Here is a 15,487-nt window from a genome sequence, read left to right as displayed (position 1 = left end):
AGGCCTGTGGATAACTCTGTGGAGAGTGTGCGAAGAACTCTGGAGTGTCTGTGCAGAACGGATGTGGATAAGTCAGTGGACAGTTTTAACATCAACGAATTTTATTGCACCTGATCAGGTTTTCTTCGGTTCCCCACCCTGTGGACGAAATTCCGCCTCAACGTGAGATTGAAGGTTTGCCCGCCTCGGCCCTGATGTGCAGAACCTGGGGAAAGTCAAGCGCGGATGCGGCTCGGGCGCGCCGCGCGCGTCATGACCCAGTGGACTCGCGGATCACGAGGTCCAACGGCAGCGCCGACTCCGCACCGAGCTGCTCGCCGCGGATCAGACGCACGATGGTGGCCATCATCGCCGCGCCCTTCCCCGCAGTGTGCAGATCGACCGTGGTGAGCTGCGGAGACGCGCTCGTCGAGAAGACATTGTTGTCGACGGTGGCGACGGCGACATCGTCCGGAACCCGGATCCCCTGCTCCTTGAGCACGCCCAGCGCACCCGCCGCCATCTGCGCTGACGCGACGAACAGGGCATCCATCTCTCCGCCGCTCTCGAGCAGCCGGCGTGCCGCCGCTGCTCCCCCTGTCGGCGTGTAGTCCCCCTCTTCGCTGCCGGCGCCCTCGAGCCCCGCCGCGGTGAGCGCGTCGCGCCAGCCCTGCAGCCGCTCCTGGCCAGCAGAGGTGTCGAGAGGACCGCTGATCGTGGCGATCCGCCGGCGGCCACGATCGATGAGGTGCTGGGTGGCGAGCGCGCCGACGGCGATGTTGTCGACATCGACGACGTGGATCTCCTCCCCCGTCTCACCCGGCGGGCGCACCCCGAAGACGACAGGCAGGGTGCGCGCCAGCTCGCGATATGACGACGAGGCGCTGTGATGCGAGAGGATCAGCGCTCCATCCACGTTGCCGCGGCGGAGGAGCTGATGCGTCTTCTCCGGATCCTTCTCCGACTCGATGAGCAGGGTCAGGGAGTACTCGGTCGATGACGCGTACATCGCGGCGCCCTGGATCACCTCGGCGAAGTACGGGTCTGCGAAGAACTCGGCCGTGCGCTCGGGGATCATCATGGCGACGGTCTGGGTGCTGCGGCGAGCGAGGCTGCGTGCCGCGCGATTGGGTACGTACCCGACCTTCGCGATCGCCGCGTTCACCCGCGCGACGGTGTTCTCGGTGACCCGAGGCGACCCGTTGATGACGCGCGACGCGGTCGAGCTCGAGACTCCGGCGAGCGCCGCGACCTCTTCGAGGGTCGGGACCCAGGGCTGCGCGCTGCGAGACGCTCTGATGGTCACTCTTCGTCTCCTGCTGCGCATCCCGCGCGATCGTGGGCGCCTCGCTGTCGAGGGTGGGTCTCTTCACCGTACGCCACGGCGGCGCGGGGTCTCACTCCGGGATCCGGTGCTCCTCGATGAGCCGCGCCAGCCACAGGCCGCTGTCCTTGACGGTGCGCTCCTGCGTGTCGTAGTCGACGTGCACGACGCCGAAGCGCTTGCTGTACCCATAGCCCCATTCGAAGTTGTCGAACAGCGACCAGACCAGGTATCCGCGCAGGTCGACGCCCTGCTGCAGAGCGCGGTGCGCGGCCGTGAAGTGACGGCGCAGGTAGTCGAGTCTGGCGTCGTCGTGCACGCGGTCGCCGATGCGCTCGTCGTCGAAGGCCGCGCCGTTCTCGGTGATGACCAGCGGCAGTCCCGGATGCTCGCGGCTGAGGCTCAGCAGCAGCTCCTCGAGTCCGTCGGGGGCGATGTTCCACCCCATCGCGGTGTACGGCCCGTCCTGCGTGAGGAACTCGACGACGTCACTGCCCGGCCAGGCCGAGCCGCCGACGTCCTTGTGCCCGTCCGCCCGCTCGCGAGGGGCCACGCCGTCCCACATCCGCACGCGAGTGGTCGAGTAGTAGTTGACCCCGAGGAAGTCGATCGGCTGACGGATGATCTCGGCGTCGCCGGGTCGCACGAACAGCCAGTCGGTGACCTGCGCCGTGTCTTCGATGAGATCAGCGGGATAGCCGCCCACGAGCATGGGCTGCGTGAACGACCGGTTGGCGAGGGCATCGATGCGTCGCACGGCCTCGGAGTCCTGACCGTCCGCGCCGCGGACGACGTGGAAGTTGAGGGTGACCGACACCTGCGCGTGCGGCGCGACCTCTCGCAGCACCTGCACCGCGAGGCCATGGGCGAGGTTCAGGTGATGCATGGCCTGAAGCGCTGCGGCGCCGTCGGTGCGGCCGGGAGCATGCGCGCCGGACCCGTAACCGAGGAACGCGCTGCACCACGGCTCGTTCAGGGTCGTCCACACGGGCACGCGGTCGCCGAGCGCCTCGGCGACGTGACGGGTGTACTCGGCGAACCGGTAGGCGGTCTCGCGGTTGGTCCATCCGCCGGCATCCTCGAGCGCCTGCGGCAGGTCCCAGTGATAGAGAGTGGCGATCGGGCGGATGCCGCGGGCGATCAGCCCGTCGACGAGGCGACCGTAGAAGGCGAGGCCGTGTTCGTTCACCGGGCCGGACCCGGTCGGCTGGATGCGCGGCCACGAGATCGAGAACCGGTAGGCCTCGATGCCGAGCTCTGCCATGAGGTCGAGGTCGGATTCGAGCCGGTGGTAGTGGTCGACGGCCACATCGCCCGTGTCGCCGTCGACGACCCTGCCCGGTGTGGCGCTGAAGGTGTCCCAGATCGACGCCCCGCGACCGTCTGCGGTGGCCGCACCCTCGATCTGGTACGCAGCGGTGGCGGCGCCGATCAGGAAGTCGGCGGGGAAGTCGAGTCCTGCGTCCCGGTAGTCGGGGCTGTCTCTGGTGTGCGCCTGCATCTGGATGGTCATATCAGCCTTTCACTGCGCCTTGCATGATTCCGGTCACGAGCTGACGGCCCGCGACAAAGAAGAGGATGAGAAGAGGGATGACCGAGAGCACCGCTCCGGCGAGCACCAGGGCGTTGTCGGGGTTCTGTCCTCCGGCCGCGCTCAGCGCCGCGAGGGCGGTCTGCACGCTGGGATTCCGCGGACTCAAGGCCAGCAGCGGCCACAGGTAGTCGGTCCACGCGGCCATGAAGCTGAAGAGGCCGAGCACGGCCATCGCGGGGCGAGCGGCGGGCAGGGCGACGTGCCAGAACGTGCCCCACATGCTCGCGCCGTCGACGCGCGCGGCTTCGATGAGCTCGTCGGGGATGACGTCGACCAGGTACTGACGCATGAAGAACACCCCGAACGCGGTGACCATCCCGGGGACGATGACGGCCTGCAGGGTGCCGATCCAGCGCCACTCCGCCATCAGCATGAACAGCGGGATGATGCCCAGCTGGGTCGGGACGGCCATGGTGGCGATGACCGTCACGAGCAGGCCGTTGCGGCCGCGGAAGCGCAGCTTGGCGAAGGCGTACCCGGCGAGAGTCGAGAAGAAGACGACGGAGATGGTGATCGCACCGGAGATCACCGCGCTGTTGACCAGCGAGAGCAGGAACGGGACGGTCTCGAACACCTCGGCGGCGTGGGAGACGAAGTTCGGTCCCGGCAGGATCGCCGGCGGCACGAGGTTGGTGTCGGAGGACTGCCGCGAGGAGATGACGAACGACCACCACAGCGGGAACGCCGATCCGGCGAAGTACGCGATGAGCAGGGCATAGGTCAGCATCCCCGGGCGCTCATAGGCGCGCACGCGACGAGCGCGTCGTTCGGATGCCACGGTGCGGCGTTGGCGTTCTGCCCCGGCATCCGTCTCCGGCGCCGGCGCGGGGGTGAGGAGGGCGGTCATGATGCTCCCTGCTGAGTGTTGACCGGAACCGGGGTCGGGGACGGAACTCGCTTCTTGCGCACCTTCGAGGTCTTCTCGTCGGCGGTGCGCACGGCTCGGGTGATCAAGAAGCTGAGCAGCCCGACGAGCATGATGACGAGGAAGAGGATCCACGCCGTCGCGGAGGCGCGGCCGAAGTCGCGCATGGGGAAGCCGAGCTGGTACAGGTAGAGCACGATCGTCTGGAACTGCCGGTCGCTGCCGCCGTAGGTGCGGCCGTCGAAGAGCTTCGGCTCGGTGAAGATCTGCAGTCCACCGATGGTCGCCGTGATCACGACGAAGATCAGCGTCGGACGGATGAGCGGGATCGTGACCGACCAGAACTGGCGCAGTCTGCTGGCGCCATCGATGGTGGCCGACTCGTACATGTCGCGCGGTACGGCCTGCATGGCGGCGAGCAGGAGCAGGGCGTTGTACCCGGTCCAGCGCCAGTTGACCATGCTCGCGATCGCGACGTGCGAGGGGAAGACATCGAAGGCCCAGCGGATCGGATCGAGGCCGAGCAGCTCGAGCAGGCCGGCGACCGGCCCGTGGTACTGGTTGAAGACCTGCAGGAAGATGACCGTCACCGCGACGGGCGCGACGATGTAGGGCAGCAGGATGCTCATGCGCCAGAACGTGCGCCCGCGGAGGGCCTGGTTCAGCAGCGCGGCCACCAGCGTGGCGATGACGAGCTGCGGGATCGCCGAGAGCAGGAAGATGCTGAACGTGTTGCCGAAGGCGTTCCAGAAGAACGGGTCGTTCAGCACGTCGACGTAGTTCTGCAGCCCGACGAAGTCGCCCTGGCCCTTCAGCAGGTGCCAGTCGTAGAGCGACACGTTGAAGGTGTAGGCGATGGGGAAGACGCCGATCAGCGCGAACAGGATGAAGAACGGCGCGATGTAGAGGTACGGGGAGAAGGTGTGGTCGAAGCGACTGACCTTCTGCCGGAACGTGAGTTCCGTGCGGGCGGCTCTGCCGGTTGTGCTGCTCATCGTTGAACCAATCACGGGGTGAGGTGCGGGTGGATGCCCGGGCGGCTCGACGGCGTGCGTCGAGCCGCCCGGCAGTCAGTCAGCTCGGGATCTGGCCGAGCAGTTCCATGGCGGCATCCCAGGCCTTGTCGGGATCGGTGACCTCGCCCTGGCTGACGCGGTCGAAGATCGGTCCGAAGACGTTGTCCTGGATGTTGGAGTCCTCCGGTCCCTTGACCTGAGCGACCACGCCCTGGGAGCGCTCGGCGAAGATCTGGCCGATCGGAGCGTCATTGAAGAAGGGGCTGGTGGTATCGGCGACCAGCTTCTGGCCTTCCATCGTGCTGGGGTAGGGCCCGGCCTTCTCGAACGCGGATGCCTGCTGTTCGGGCGATGCGAGCCAGAGCGCGAGCTTGGCCGCCTCCTCCTTGTGCTCGGACGATTCTGCGACGCCGAGGAATGCGCCGCCCCAGTTGGCCGCGCCACCCGGGAGCACGTTCGCGAAGTCCCAGCCGCTGTCGGTGGTGCCCTCGTCGTAGTAGCCCTGCACGATGCCGAGCATCCAGCTGGGGCACATGTAGACGGCGAAGTCACCGGCCTTGGCCTCGGGCCCGACCTCCCAGCCGGGAAGACCTGCACCGAGGCCCGCCTTCTCGGCCTCGACGATCTTGCCGAAGTGCTCCTTCAGCACATCATTGTCCTCGATGTTGAGGGTCTCGCCATCCTTCTTGTAATAGCCCTCCTTCTGCTGGTTGACGAACGAGTTCCAGAAGAATCGCGGGCTGTGATAGAACGCCTTGCCCGACTTGTCGACGTACTCCTTGCCGACCTCGAAGAAGCGATCCCACGTGGCATCCTCGCCGCCGAAGTATGCGGCCACCTCGTCGCGGTCGCTGGGCAGTCCCGCGGCCTCGAAGAGGTCGCCGCGGTAGCACAGGCCCTGGGGGCCGATGTCGAGGCCGGCGCCGAGAACCTTTCCGTCGGCCGTGGTGCCCTGCTCGTACTTCCAGTCGAGCCACGAGTCCTTGACGTCCTCGATGCCGTAGTCGCGCAGGTCGACGAACGCGTCGGACACCTCGGCGATCGTGCCGAGCCAGCCCTCCTCGATCGCGACGATGTCGCTGAGGCCGGTGCCGGCCGCGATCTTCGCGTAGGCGTCGTCGCGGGCCGCGCCACCGCCTTCGAGGTTGGTCGCCTCGATCTTGATGTTCGGATTCTGCTTCATGTACTCGGCGTACTTCGCGTCGACGCCCATGGTGCCGAAGGTCGTGATCGAGAGGGTGATCTGGTCGTCGCTCGCTTCGGCTCCACCTCCGCTCGAGCATCCGGTGGCGATGAGGGCCACGGCTGCGACGCCGGCGACGGATGCGGCGATCCTGCTTCGTGCTGATTTCACGGTCACTCCCTTGTGTGCGCTTCGGGCGAAGCATGCAAACGCTCCCACAGTTCTCGTGGGAGCGCTCCCAGCAGCTTCGGCGTTCACGTTACGCCGGGGATTCCGACACTGTCAAGAGGCAAATGGGCGCGCTCCCATGGCGCCCACTTCGGACCCGCTCAGGGAGGCCGTTGTCGTGGTCAGCCTGCGGCGGACAGCTGCCGACGGGCCTCGTCGATGCTCGTCATGACCTCGATCGACGTCCGGAGCGGATGCAGCGGCGACTCGGTGAGCCCGTCATCGATGTGCTGCGCGACGGCGGCGGCCTGCCACGCCATCCCGTCGCGGTGGCGCAGACCGGAGTCATCGGCGAAGTGCCCTCGAGCATCGCCCCGCTGCGCAGAGAAGCCACCGGGGAAGACGAACGAGGGGTCGATCTGCAGAATGCCGCCCGATCCCGAGACGGATGCCGCGCCCGGCGACGTCACCCGGACGCTCGTGCTCAGCACCGCTTGAGCATCGGCGGGGTAGTCGAGCACGAGCGCGCTCTGCTGGTCGACGCCGGAGTCGGTGAGGGTGCCGAGCGCGGTGACGCCGGTCGGCACGCCCAGCCACAGGTGGCTGAGCCAGACCGGGTACACGCCGAGGTCGAGCAGCGCGCCGCCGCCGAGGGTGGGGTCGAAGAGTCGTCCGCCCTCGCTCGGGTCGGCGGCGAACCCGAGATCGGCGATGACCAGCCGCGGGTCTCCGATGACACCGTCTTCATGCAGGTGCAGCATGACATCCGTCTGCGGGAGGAAGCGGGTCCACATCGCCTCCATGGCGAAGACCCCGGCAGCCCCGGCAGCGGCGGCGATCTCGCGCGCCTCATCGGCGGAGAGCCCGATCGGCTTCTCGATGAGCACGTGCTTGCCTGCGGCGATCGCGTCGATTGCCAGTCGCCGGTGCTCGCTGTGCGGAGCCGCGATGTAGACGATCTGCACCTGCTCGTCGCCGTAGAGGGCGGCATAGTCGTCGTGCGTGCGTGGGATGCCGTGCCGCCTGGCGAACTCACGGGCGCGGTCCACCGATCGCGAGGCTACCGCGATCACCCGCTGGTCGGTGTGCGTGTGCAGCGCATGCACGAAGTCGGTCGCGATACCGCCCGGCGCGACGACACCCCATCGCAGAACCGGCCCGCCCTTCAGCGGCGCGATGCGCGGAGCGGGCATGGTGAGGGCAGGCGCATTCATGAGTCCTGAACCTAACGCACCTCTGTCCAGCGCGTCGCTCATCGGATGCGCGAGGGTGGACGATGTCCCACTCGTGAGGTATCGTCCTGGACACGATCAGAGATTTCTCAGATTGCACGGGGGTTGAGCATGAACGTGGAGACGACAGGGGTCCGCAGATCTGCGGTGTACCTCTGGGGCGCGCTCTTCGTGCTCGCCTGGGCGCTTCTCAGCGCCGTGCTCGGAGCCGGTGAGGCTCGAGCGGATGACGAGCCCCCTGCGCCTCTTTCAGGAATCACGTCACTCGTCGGCGACACCCTGGGCGGTGTCGTCACTCCGGTCGCGAAGACGGTGACCTCGACCGTCGAGCAGGTCGCTTCTCCGGTCGTCTCGACCGTCGAGAAGGCGGTCACGAAGACGACGTCCACCGTGGCATCGGTTCCCGTCGTCGGAGCTCCGGCGGCGCAGGTGGTCGAGAAGGTCGGCGACACGGTCTCGAGCGCGACGCAGACCGTCGAGGACGTCGTCGCATCGGCTCCGGTCAGTGCGATCGTGACCCCGGTGACGGATGCTGTCAGCAGCGTTCCCGTGGTGGGCTCGATCGTCGACGGACTCGGCGCGACGGACCTCGTGAACGAGGTCGCGACCGGTGTCGACACGGTTCTCGATGTCGTGCCGCCCGTCATCGACAGCACGGTCGACCCTGTCGTCGACGGGCTCAAGCCCGGCATCCCGAGCACCGGTGGTGCCGACCGTCCCGAGCTGGATCTTCCGCTCGCCGAGGCTGCGAACCCCGCAGTCGACAGCGCTGCCGGACTCGCTGTCGAGCCCGAGGCGGTGCCCACGGTGCCCGCCACGGCACCTCCCGCGGCCGCTTCCACAGCGCAGTCTTGGGCATCCGTCCCGCTCGTCCTTGAGCGCGCAGCCGTCGTCACGCTTCCGCGAGACTCCAGCGTTCAGCAGACCGGGCCTTCCGGCGATCCGCACGGGGCGCCCGCCAGTTCTCCGGGAGTCGTGGCCCCGACATCCGCCGCGGGCGGCAGCGGGGGTGCGCCCGGCACCAGCTCTGACCGTCCCTCCTCCGACCGTCTTGATCTCGACGTGTCATCGCGAACGGGCATCCCCGCGGATGCCGCTCTGCCGGCTTCGCCGGCGGGCAGCACCGACGTCTCTCCTGACTGACGAGAGGGCGGCCGATCCTGTATCGGCACGCCGGACCACGCGACCGTGTGGTCTTCCTCTCGCACAGATCAGGAGTAATTCTCATGCGCACTATCGTCAAGCACGCCATGTGGGGCGCGCTCATCGCCGGCGGCGTCTCGCTGCTCGGCGCCACGGCCGCGAACGCGGCTGAAACGAACGGAGACGAAGGTCTCCTCTCGGGGACCCAGATCCTCGCCCCGGTCACCGCGCCGATCGACATCGTCGGCAACGCCGTCTCGGTGCTCGGCAGCGGAACCACCACCGGATCGATGACGGATGCCGGATCATCGGCTCCTGCACCGGCTCCGTCAGCCGAGACCACCGGTGACGGCGGTGTGGCTTCGGGCACGCAGGCCGTCATCGACGTGGTCCTTCCGGTGAACGTGTCGGGGAACGCCGTGAGCGTTCTCGGGTCGACCGCCGCTCAGTCGGATGCGCCTGAACCGGCGCCCGCACCTGCACCGGTACCTGCGCCGGCACCAGCCAGCACCTCGGGTTCGGACGGAATCCTGTCGGGCACGCAGGGCCTCGTGTCCGTCACCGCACCGATCACCATCGGCGGCAACGGCATCTCCCTCCTCGGAGACGCCACCTCCTCCAACGGGACCCAGGGAGCATCCGAACCCGCCGAGGCACCCGCAATCGATGCCAGCACCAGCGGCGACGACGCGATCCTCAGCGGCACCCAGGTGCTCGCACCCATCACCGCACCGATCACCATCGGGGGCAACAGCATCGCCGTCCTCGGAGACGCCACGGCCTCCAACGGGACCCAGGGAGCATCCGAACCCGCCGAGGCACCCGCAACCGATGCCACCACTGACGGAACCGAGGGTGTCCTCAGCGGCACCCAGGTGCTCGCACCCATCACGGCGCCGATCACCATCGGGGGCAACAGCATCGCCGTCCTCGGAGACGCCACCTCCTCCAACGGGACCCAGGGAGCATCCGCACCCGCCGAGGCACCCGTGACCGATGCCACCACCGGCGGCAACGGCGGCATCCTCGGCGGCACCCAGGTGCTCGCACCCGTCACCGCACCGATCACCGTGACCGGCAACGGCATCTCCCTCCTCGGAGACGCCACCGTCGCTCAGGGGTCGGACGGCACCGCAGCGTCCGGTGCACCTGCGTCGGACGCCACCACGGGCGGGAACGGTGGAATCCTCGGCGGCACCCAGGTGCTGCTGCCTATCACCGCACCCATCACCATCGGTGGCAACGGTATCTCCCTGATCGGCGACAGCACGGTCGAGGTGCCGGCAGTCACTCCCGGCGCCGAGCCCGGGACCGAGCCTGGCACCACCGACCCAGGCACTGAGCCCGGCACCGAGCCTGGCACCACCGACCCGGGCACTGAGCCCGGCACCACCAACCCGGGCGTTGAGCCGGGCACCGACCCGAGCACGCGGCCCAGCATCGACCAGGCGCCGGGTCTCGGCGTGGTCACCGCGGCCCTCGTGACGTCGCCGCGTGTTTCGGCGACATCGGCGGCCCTGGCCGGGACCCCGGCGCTGGCCATGACCGGTGGCGGTGAGATGGCTCCGGTCCTCGCCCTGCTCGCCGGCCTGATGCTGCTCATCGGTGCAGCGCTGGTCCGTCGCGCTCGCGCAACGGCCTGATGTCAGCCTTTGCGGCGGATGCGACCTCTGCGGTCGCATCCGCCGCAGAGGCATGCCCTTCAGCATCCGCCCACGCGCCGCTGCGAGGTCGAAAAAGTACAGAAGAGCCCCGCCCAGCGTGCACTTTCGACCCCGCAGCATTCGCAACGGATCGCGTATCGCTGCAATACTTCAGCGGCCACTGGCCGGGGCCAATCGTGTACAGAAGGGCCCCCGAAAGCGTGCACTTTCGACCCCGCAGCATCGCCGTCGGCCGTCGGCAGGCTGGACAGACGAAGGACCGCAGCCGCACTATGCAGAAGGCCCCCGGCATCCGGAGATGTCGGGGGCCTGCTGGTGCAGCGGAATTACTTCGCGGCGATGACCTGAAGGGTGATCGCGGCGGTGACGTCGTCGTGCAGACGAACCGTCGCCTCGTGCTCGCCCGTCGTCTTGATCGGCGAGGTGAAGTGCACCTTGCGCTTGTCGATCGAGCCGAGGCCCTCAGCGGCGACGGCGTCGGCCACGTCGGCGGTCTTCACCGAGCCGAACAGGCGACCCTCGGCGCCGGCCTTGACGGCCAGACGGACCTTGGTGCCCTCGAGCTTGTTCTTGAGTGCGGTCGCCTCGTCGAGGTCGTGGATCTGGCGGGCCTTGCGGGCTGCCTGGATCGACTCGACCTGCTTCTGGCCACCACGGGTCCACGCCACGGCGTAGCCCTTGGGGACGAGGTAGTTGCGGGCGTACCCGTTCTTGACCTCGATGACGTCACCGGCGCTTCCGAGCCCGGCGACCTCGTTCGTGAGAATCAGCTTTGCCATGTCGGTACCCCTCAGCGGCCAGCGCCGGCGTAAGGCAGGAGAGCCATCTCGCGAGCGTTCTTGATCGCCTTGGCGATCAGACGCTGCTCCTGCACCGAGACACCGGTGATACGACGGGCACGGATCTTCCCGCGCTCCGAGATGAACTTGCGAAGCGTCGCGACATCCTTGTAGTCGATGACGCCAACGCGGATGGACTTCGCGGGAGCGGTGGGCTTGCCACCCTTCCGCGGCTTGCGGCGATCGCCGCTCGACTTTCCAGCCATGTTTCTTCCTTAAGAGATGATCGGCCTGGGTCCCTGAGCCTGTCGAAGGGCCCTGGCCTGAGATTCAGAACGGGGTGTCGTCGCCGAAGCTGCCCGGAGCGCTCCAGGCGTCAGCGCTCGAGGAGCCGGGGGTCGACCACGGCTCGTCCGAGACCTGCTGTTGCTGCTGCTGCTGCGGACGGGACTGTCCACCGCCGTTGGATGCGGCCCGCGTGACCTGTGCCGTCGCGTATCGCAGCGACGGACCGATCTCGTCAACCTCCAGCTCGATCGACGTGCGCTGGTTGCCTTCGCGGTCCTGGTAGGAGCGCTGACGCAGACGGCCCTGCGCGATGATGCGCATGCCCTTGGTCAGCGAGCCTGCCACGTGCTCGGCGAACTCGCGCCACACCGACGCGCGGAGGAACAGCGCTTCGCCGTCCTTCCACTCGTTGGCCTGACGGTCGAACGTGCGCGGGGTCGAGGCGATGGTGAAGTTCGCCACCGGCAGGCCGTTCTGCGTGTAACGCAGCTCGGGGTCTGCGGTGAGGTTGCCCACCACGGTGATGACGGTTTCGCCGGCCATGAGCCTTAGGCCTTCGCGACCTTGGGCTTGCGAGCGGCCTTCTCGGCAGCGCGCTTAGCCTCGGCGGCGACCATGGCCTGTGCCTCTTCGGCGCGCAGGACCTTGGTGCGGAACACGAGCTCGCTCAGCTTCAGCTGACGGTCGAGCTCGACCGTGGCCTCGCTGGTGGCGGTGAAGTTGACGACGGCGTAGATGCCCTCGTTCTTCTTGTTGATCTCGTAGGCGAAACGACGCTTGCCCCAGATGTCGACCTTGTCAATCGAGCCACCATCGTTGGTGATGACCTTCAGGAACTTGTCGAGGTTGGGGGCAACCTGGCGCTCGTCCAGCTCGGGGGTCAGAATGACCATGAGCTCGTACTGGTGCGTCACTTACCCACCTCCTTCGGACTAGAACGGCTCCCGGGACTTTCCCGGAAGCAGGAGGGTGTGTAGCACGTCGTCTGTCGCAGCTTCCCGAATGGATGCCGACAGGCAGACAACCACAACAGTCTACCGGAAGCCGAGCTCCCTGGGAAACACGAGCGGTCAGCATCGTGCGTCGCGTCCGCTGCTGCCTGCCGCATCCGGCGCGGGCGCTCGCTAGGATCGGTTCGACGAAGGCGTGGAGCGACTCTTGGAAGTGACGCAGAGCATCTGGGTGCCTGGCCGCTCGGGGTGGACAGGGCGCGGGTCGAACCCGGCGGCGACCGGCATCGCGCTCACCTGCTTCGGCATCATCGCACTCGTCGGCGGCGGATGGCTGGCATCCCTGCTGCTGTCATCGCCCTCGCCGGCGGTGTTCGCGTTCGCGCTGAGCCTCATGGCGCTGATCGCCTGCACGGCGTGGGCGGTCGTGGCGCAACTCGGCGTGCAGCGCCGTCGCATCCTGCGCCTGCGGGTCGAGGGCGAGATGGTCGAGTTCGGCCCCCCAACGCGCACGCGACTGCCGCTGCGACTGCTCGGGATCCCCGGCCTCGCGCTGGCCGCATCGGTGGTGTGGGTGCTCACGACCGGTGAGCTCGCCTCGACCACGCGCTATGGTCCGGCCGTGATGTTCGTGCCCGCGGCAGCAGCGGTCGTCTGCAGCATCCGCGGCTGGAGGGGACCGGTGGGGTCCGTGCTGTCGATGACCCCGCAACAGGTGGGGCTGCGATGCCAGGGGCGTGAGGTCTCCGCCCCGTGGGGCGACGTGGCATTCGCCGGGCTCGCTGAGCAGCACGCCGTGGTGCGCATGCGCGACGGCCGTGAGCTGCGCTGGGCACCGCGCGATCTCGCCAGCGACCCCATCCTGCTCACCGAGCTCATCGCGCACTACGCCGCGACCCCGGCATCCCGCCGTGAGATCGGCGCGGGAACCGTCGCCCTGCTTCGCTCCGGCGAGTTCTGAACCGGACCGGCGAGTTCGCAGACACCGGCGGTCTACCGGATCGACGCGGATGCCGCATGGCGTCGCACCGGCTCCGCGAGCGGACTCGGGGCGAGCGTGAAGTCGGCTGCCAGGGCATCCGGAACAGCCGGTCGGCGGCGGCGCTTCAGCGCGGCCAGAGCTGCGATCGCCGGCGTCACCACCACGGCCGCGATGCGACCCGACAGCGTGCGGTCGGCGTCGCCGAGCACCATGCGGCGGTGCCAGGCGGCGTGCAGCGCACCGCCGCGCGGTGCCGGCACGGTGCGCGCGGGCAGGGCACCGCGGCGTCGCTGCGCGACCAGCGCGCGCACCTGCTCCCACCACCGCGAATCCCGCGAATCGTGGAAGTAGTTGGCCGCCGCCCATTGCGGATCCGGATGCCGGAAGCGCCGCGCCACGACATCGTCCACGCCGCCGAGCAGGCCGCTGCGCTCGAAGACGCGATTGAGCAGGTCGGGCCTGACGCCGAAGTCGTCAAGCGCGATCACCGGGATGCCGGCTGCCAGCGCCTCCACCGCAGCCGTCGAGCTCACCGTCACCAGGCCCTCGGCAGTCGCCAGCGCCTCCGCCATCGGCGCGAACGAGAAGACGAGGTTCTCCGGTGCGTTCTCGAGCAGGTCGGTGTACCCGTCGCGCTCCTGATGCGCTTCGACCTCGCCGGGACGCGAGCGCAGCTTGACGACGACGCGGCGCGACGGGTCGGCGACCGCCGCCAGGCGCAGGATCTCGGCGATGCGGCGCCGCTCCGCACGATCCGCCGGAACGAGCGCCTGCGCGGCGAAGACGAGGTCGCTGCCGGTGCTCGCCGCACGAGACGGCTTGGCGAAGGGAAGGGTCGCGAGCGCCACCGGCACCGTCAGTCCGAGAGCCCGACCGAGGCGGGCGTACGCGGTGACCTCGCGGTGCGAGTGCACGACGACGAGGTCGCAGTGCCGGCGGTACTCGAGCGCGCCGCGCAGCGCCGGGATCGACATGCCCGGCAGACCGCTGACCACGATGGGGCGGCGGGTCAGCCGGTCGATCTCGCGTCCGAGCAGACGCACGAAGGGCGCGCGGCCGGCCAGCACGATGATGTCGGGGGTGTCTCTGGCGAGCCAGTCGGCGACGTCGTCGAAGGGGATCCGGGTGATCGACGCGGGGCGGTCAGCGAACCGGGTTCCGGCGACCGCGGCATCGCGCTGCGCATCGCTCACGACCAGCGGCGTGTGCACCAGCAGCAGGTGCTGGCTGATGTCGTCGACCTGGTCGATGAGGTGCGCAGCCCACTTGACGAACGAGTCGGCATCGCCGATCACGACGACTCGCAGCCGGGGCGGCCGGCTGCCGGGGAAGGTCATGCGCCGACGCGACGCAGTTTGGCCATGGGGGCGAGCTCGCCGGGATAGACGCGCTTGACTCCGTCGCCGAGCGCCTCCTCGATGACGCGGATGTCGCGCACCAGCCGCTCGAGCCCGGCCGGCTCGAGGGATGCTGCGTGATCGGAGCCCCACATGGCACGGTCGAGCGTGATGTGACGCTCGACGGCCACCGCGCCGAGCGCGACGGATGCGAGCGAGATCTGCAGGCCGCGCTCGTGTCCCGAGTAGCCCACCGGCACGCCCGCGTAGCGATCGCGCAGAGTGGCGATCATCTTCAGGTTCGCCTCTGCCGACTCCATCGGATACGTCGAGGTGGCGTGCATGAGGATGGTGCGGTCGGTGCCGAGCGTGTCGAGCGCGAGATCGATCTGCTCGATGGTCGACATGCCGGTGGAGAGGATGACCGGCTTGCCGGTGGCGCGCAGCGCCTGAAGCAGCTCGGTGTCGGTGAGGCTGGCGGATGCCACCTTGTGGGCGACCACGTTGAGGTCTTCGAGGAAGTCCACGCTCGGCACGTCCCAGGGCGATGCGAACCAGTGCAGTCCGGCCATGGTCGCGTGGTCGCCGATCTCGATGTACTGCTCGCGGCCGAATTCGACACGGCGACGGTAGTCGAGGTAGCTCATGGTGCCCCAGGGCGTCTCCCGTGGCACATCGCGCATGTGCTCGGGCGTGGCGATCTCGGGCGTGCGCTTCTGGAACTTCACGGCGTCGGCGCCGGCGGCGCGGGCCACGTCGATGAGCTGCTTGGCGATCTCGACGTCGCCGTTGTGGTTCAAGCCGATCTCGGCGATGACGTACGTGGGTCGGCCCCCGCCGATCACGCGGTCTGCGATGGTGACGGTCATGAGGACCCTCCGTTTCCGGTCGTGTCCTCCCGGTCTACGCGCGCCAGGTGAACCGGTGGCGTCGGGCCGGTGACCTTCTGCCGACACGGGTGCGACGAACCGGGGTGGCTGGCA

Annotated in this window: 15 protein-coding genes; 3 read left to right on the top strand and 12 right to left on the bottom strand. The window is 68.4% G+C overall.

The genetic code is table 11. The features are described 5' to 3' along the window. Positions 1-250: 250 nt before the first annotated feature. From ACIPV2_RS09435 to ACIPV2_RS09410, 6 genes are all read right to left on the bottom strand, one after another. On the bottom strand, positions 251-1,285 hold the full coding sequence (locus ACIPV2_RS09435) for a LacI family DNA-binding transcriptional regulator (protein ID WP_400840604.1): 1,035 nt from the start codon (positions 1,283-1,285) through the stop codon (positions 251-253). 91 nt (positions 1,286-1,376) lie between these two features. Then, positions 1,377-2,816 (bottom strand): GH1 family beta-glucosidase, encoded by a 1,440-nt coding sequence (locus tag ACIPV2_RS09430; RefSeq protein ID WP_400840602.1) that lies wholly within the window; start codon positions 2,814-2,816, stop codon positions 1,377-1,379. Position 2,817: 1 nt separating this feature from the next. Further along, positions 2,818-3,744, bottom strand: coding sequence for a carbohydrate ABC transporter permease (locus tag ACIPV2_RS09425; RefSeq protein ID WP_101187518.1), 927 nt, complete (start codon positions 3,742-3,744; stop codon positions 2,818-2,820). After that, the gene (locus ACIPV2_RS09420) at positions 3,741-4,757 is read right to left on the bottom strand and encodes a carbohydrate ABC transporter permease (RefSeq protein ID WP_400840599.1); all 1,017 of its coding nucleotides are present in this window, start codon (positions 4,755-4,757) and stop codon (positions 3,741-3,743) included. The genes ACIPV2_RS09425 and ACIPV2_RS09420 overlap by 4 nt, the downstream gene beginning before the upstream one ends. Positions 4,758-4,836: 79 nt before the next feature. Continuing rightward, on the bottom strand, positions 4,837-6,132 hold the full coding sequence (locus ACIPV2_RS09415; RefSeq protein WP_400840596.1) for an extracellular solute-binding protein: 1,296 nt from the start codon (positions 6,130-6,132) through the stop codon (positions 4,837-4,839). Between the two features lie 179 nt (positions 6,133-6,311). Then, positions 6,312-7,343, bottom strand: a complete 1,032-nt coding sequence (locus tag ACIPV2_RS09410) for a Gfo/Idh/MocA family protein (protein WP_400840594.1) — start codon at positions 7,341-7,343, stop codon at positions 6,312-6,314. 129 nt (positions 7,344-7,472) lie between these two features. Between ACIPV2_RS09410 and ACIPV2_RS09405 the strand changes: the two genes are divergently transcribed. Continuing rightward, complete coding sequence (locus ACIPV2_RS09405; RefSeq protein WP_400840592.1) at positions 7,473-8,504, top strand: hypothetical protein; 1,032 nt, start codon at positions 7,473-7,475, stop codon at positions 8,502-8,504. A gap of 83 nt (positions 8,505-8,587) precedes the next feature. Continuing rightward, positions 8,588-10,147, top strand: coding sequence for a chaplin family protein (locus ACIPV2_RS09400; RefSeq protein WP_400840590.1), 1,560 nt, complete (start codon positions 8,588-8,590; stop codon positions 10,145-10,147). A gap of 347 nt (positions 10,148-10,494) precedes the next feature. On the opposite strand, the gene rplI is transcribed toward ACIPV2_RS09400, so the two are convergent. The 4 genes from rplI to rpsF all read right to left on the bottom strand — a co-directional run bounded on the left by rplI (position 10,495) and on the right by rpsF (position 12,149). Continuing rightward, positions 10,495-10,947 carry a 50S ribosomal protein L9 gene (rplI, locus tag ACIPV2_RS09395; RefSeq protein WP_400840588.1) on the bottom strand — a complete coding sequence of 151 codons (453 nt, stop codon included), beginning with the start codon at positions 10,945-10,947 and terminating at the stop codon, positions 10,495-10,497. Between the two features lie 11 nt (positions 10,948-10,958). Continuing rightward, positions 10,959-11,213 carry a 30S ribosomal protein S18 gene (rpsR, locus tag ACIPV2_RS09390; protein ID WP_071641238.1) on the bottom strand — a complete coding sequence of 85 codons (255 nt, stop codon included), beginning with the start codon at positions 11,211-11,213 and terminating at the stop codon, positions 10,959-10,961. A 64-nt stretch (positions 11,214-11,277) separates the two neighbouring features. Next, positions 11,278-11,778 carry a single-stranded DNA-binding protein gene (locus ACIPV2_RS09385; RefSeq protein ID WP_400840584.1) on the bottom strand — a complete coding sequence of 167 codons (501 nt, stop codon included), beginning with the start codon at positions 11,776-11,778 and terminating at the stop codon, positions 11,278-11,280. Between the two features lie 5 nt (positions 11,779-11,783). Beyond that, entirely contained in the window at positions 11,784-12,149 is a 366-nt protein-coding gene (gene rpsF / locus ACIPV2_RS09380; protein WP_101187511.1) for a 30S ribosomal protein S6, read from the bottom strand. A gap of 250 nt (positions 12,150-12,399) precedes the next feature. Here rpsF and ACIPV2_RS09375 point away from each other — a divergent pair, with 250 nt between their 5' ends. After that, positions 12,400-13,146: a hypothetical protein gene (locus ACIPV2_RS09375; protein ID WP_400840582.1), complete on the top strand. Its 747-nt coding sequence runs from the start codon at positions 12,400-12,402 to the stop codon at positions 13,144-13,146. 32 nt (positions 13,147-13,178) lie between these two features. Here the strand turns inward: ACIPV2_RS09375 and ACIPV2_RS09370 are convergent, their stop codons facing one another. Both ACIPV2_RS09370 and ACIPV2_RS09365 read right to left on the bottom strand, forming a co-directional pair. Then, entirely contained in the window at positions 13,179-14,504 is a 1,326-nt protein-coding gene (locus ACIPV2_RS09370; RefSeq protein ID WP_400840581.1) for a DUF6716 putative glycosyltransferase, read from the bottom strand. Next, positions 14,501-15,373 carry an N-acetylneuraminate synthase family protein gene (locus tag ACIPV2_RS09365; protein WP_400840579.1) on the bottom strand — a complete coding sequence of 291 codons (873 nt, stop codon included), beginning with the start codon at positions 15,371-15,373 and terminating at the stop codon, positions 14,501-14,503. Before ACIPV2_RS09365 ends, ACIPV2_RS09370 begins: the two co-directional genes overlap by 4 nt. Positions 15,374-15,487 lie beyond the last annotated feature (114 nt).

Origin of the sequence: Microbacterium sp. NPDC089987, from assembly GCF_044748505.1 — a bacterium.
Lineage (GTDB): Bacteria > Actinomycetota > Actinomycetes > Actinomycetales > Microbacteriaceae > Microbacterium.
Note: the sequence above shows the minus strand (reverse complement) of the source record. Positions and strands in the feature narration are given on the sequence as shown.

Coding starts and splice junctions, on each gene's coding strand:
- ACIPV2_RS09430 (WP_400840602.1), bottom strand. CDS start 2,816: ATGACCATCCAGATGCAGGCGCACACCAGAGACAGCCCCGACTACCGG.
- ACIPV2_RS09425 (WP_101187518.1), bottom strand. CDS start 3,744: ATGACCGCCCTCCTCACCCCCGCGCCGGCGCCGGAGACGGATGCCGGG.
- ACIPV2_RS09420 (WP_400840599.1), bottom strand. CDS start 4,757: ATGAGCAGCACAACCGGCAGAGCCGCCCGCACGGAACTCACGTTCCGG.
- ACIPV2_RS09410 (WP_400840594.1), bottom strand. CDS start 7,343: ATGAATGCGCCTGCCCTCACCATGCCCGCTCCGCGCATCGCGCCGCTG.
- ACIPV2_RS09405 (WP_400840592.1), top strand. CDS start 7,473: ATGAACGTGGAGACGACAGGGGTCCGCAGATCTGCGGTGTACCTCTGG.
- ACIPV2_RS09400 (WP_400840590.1), top strand. CDS start 8,588: ATGCGCACTATCGTCAAGCACGCCATGTGGGGCGCGCTCATCGCCGGC.
- rplI (WP_400840588.1), bottom strand. CDS start 10,947: ATGGCAAAGCTGATTCTCACGAACGAGGTCGCCGGGCTCGGAAGCGCC.
- rpsR (WP_071641238.1), bottom strand. CDS start 11,213: ATGGCTGGAAAGTCGAGCGGCGATCGCCGCAAGCCGCGGAAGGGTGGC.
- ACIPV2_RS09385 (WP_400840584.1), bottom strand. CDS start 11,778: ATGGCCGGCGAAACCGTCATCACCGTGGTGGGCAACCTCACCGCAGAC.
- ACIPV2_RS09370 (WP_400840581.1), bottom strand. CDS start 14,504: ATGACCTTCCCCGGCAGCCGGCCGCCCCGGCTGCGAGTCGTCGTGATC.
- ACIPV2_RS09365 (WP_400840579.1), bottom strand. CDS start 15,373: ATGACCGTCACCATCGCAGACCGCGTGATCGGCGGGGGCCGACCCACG.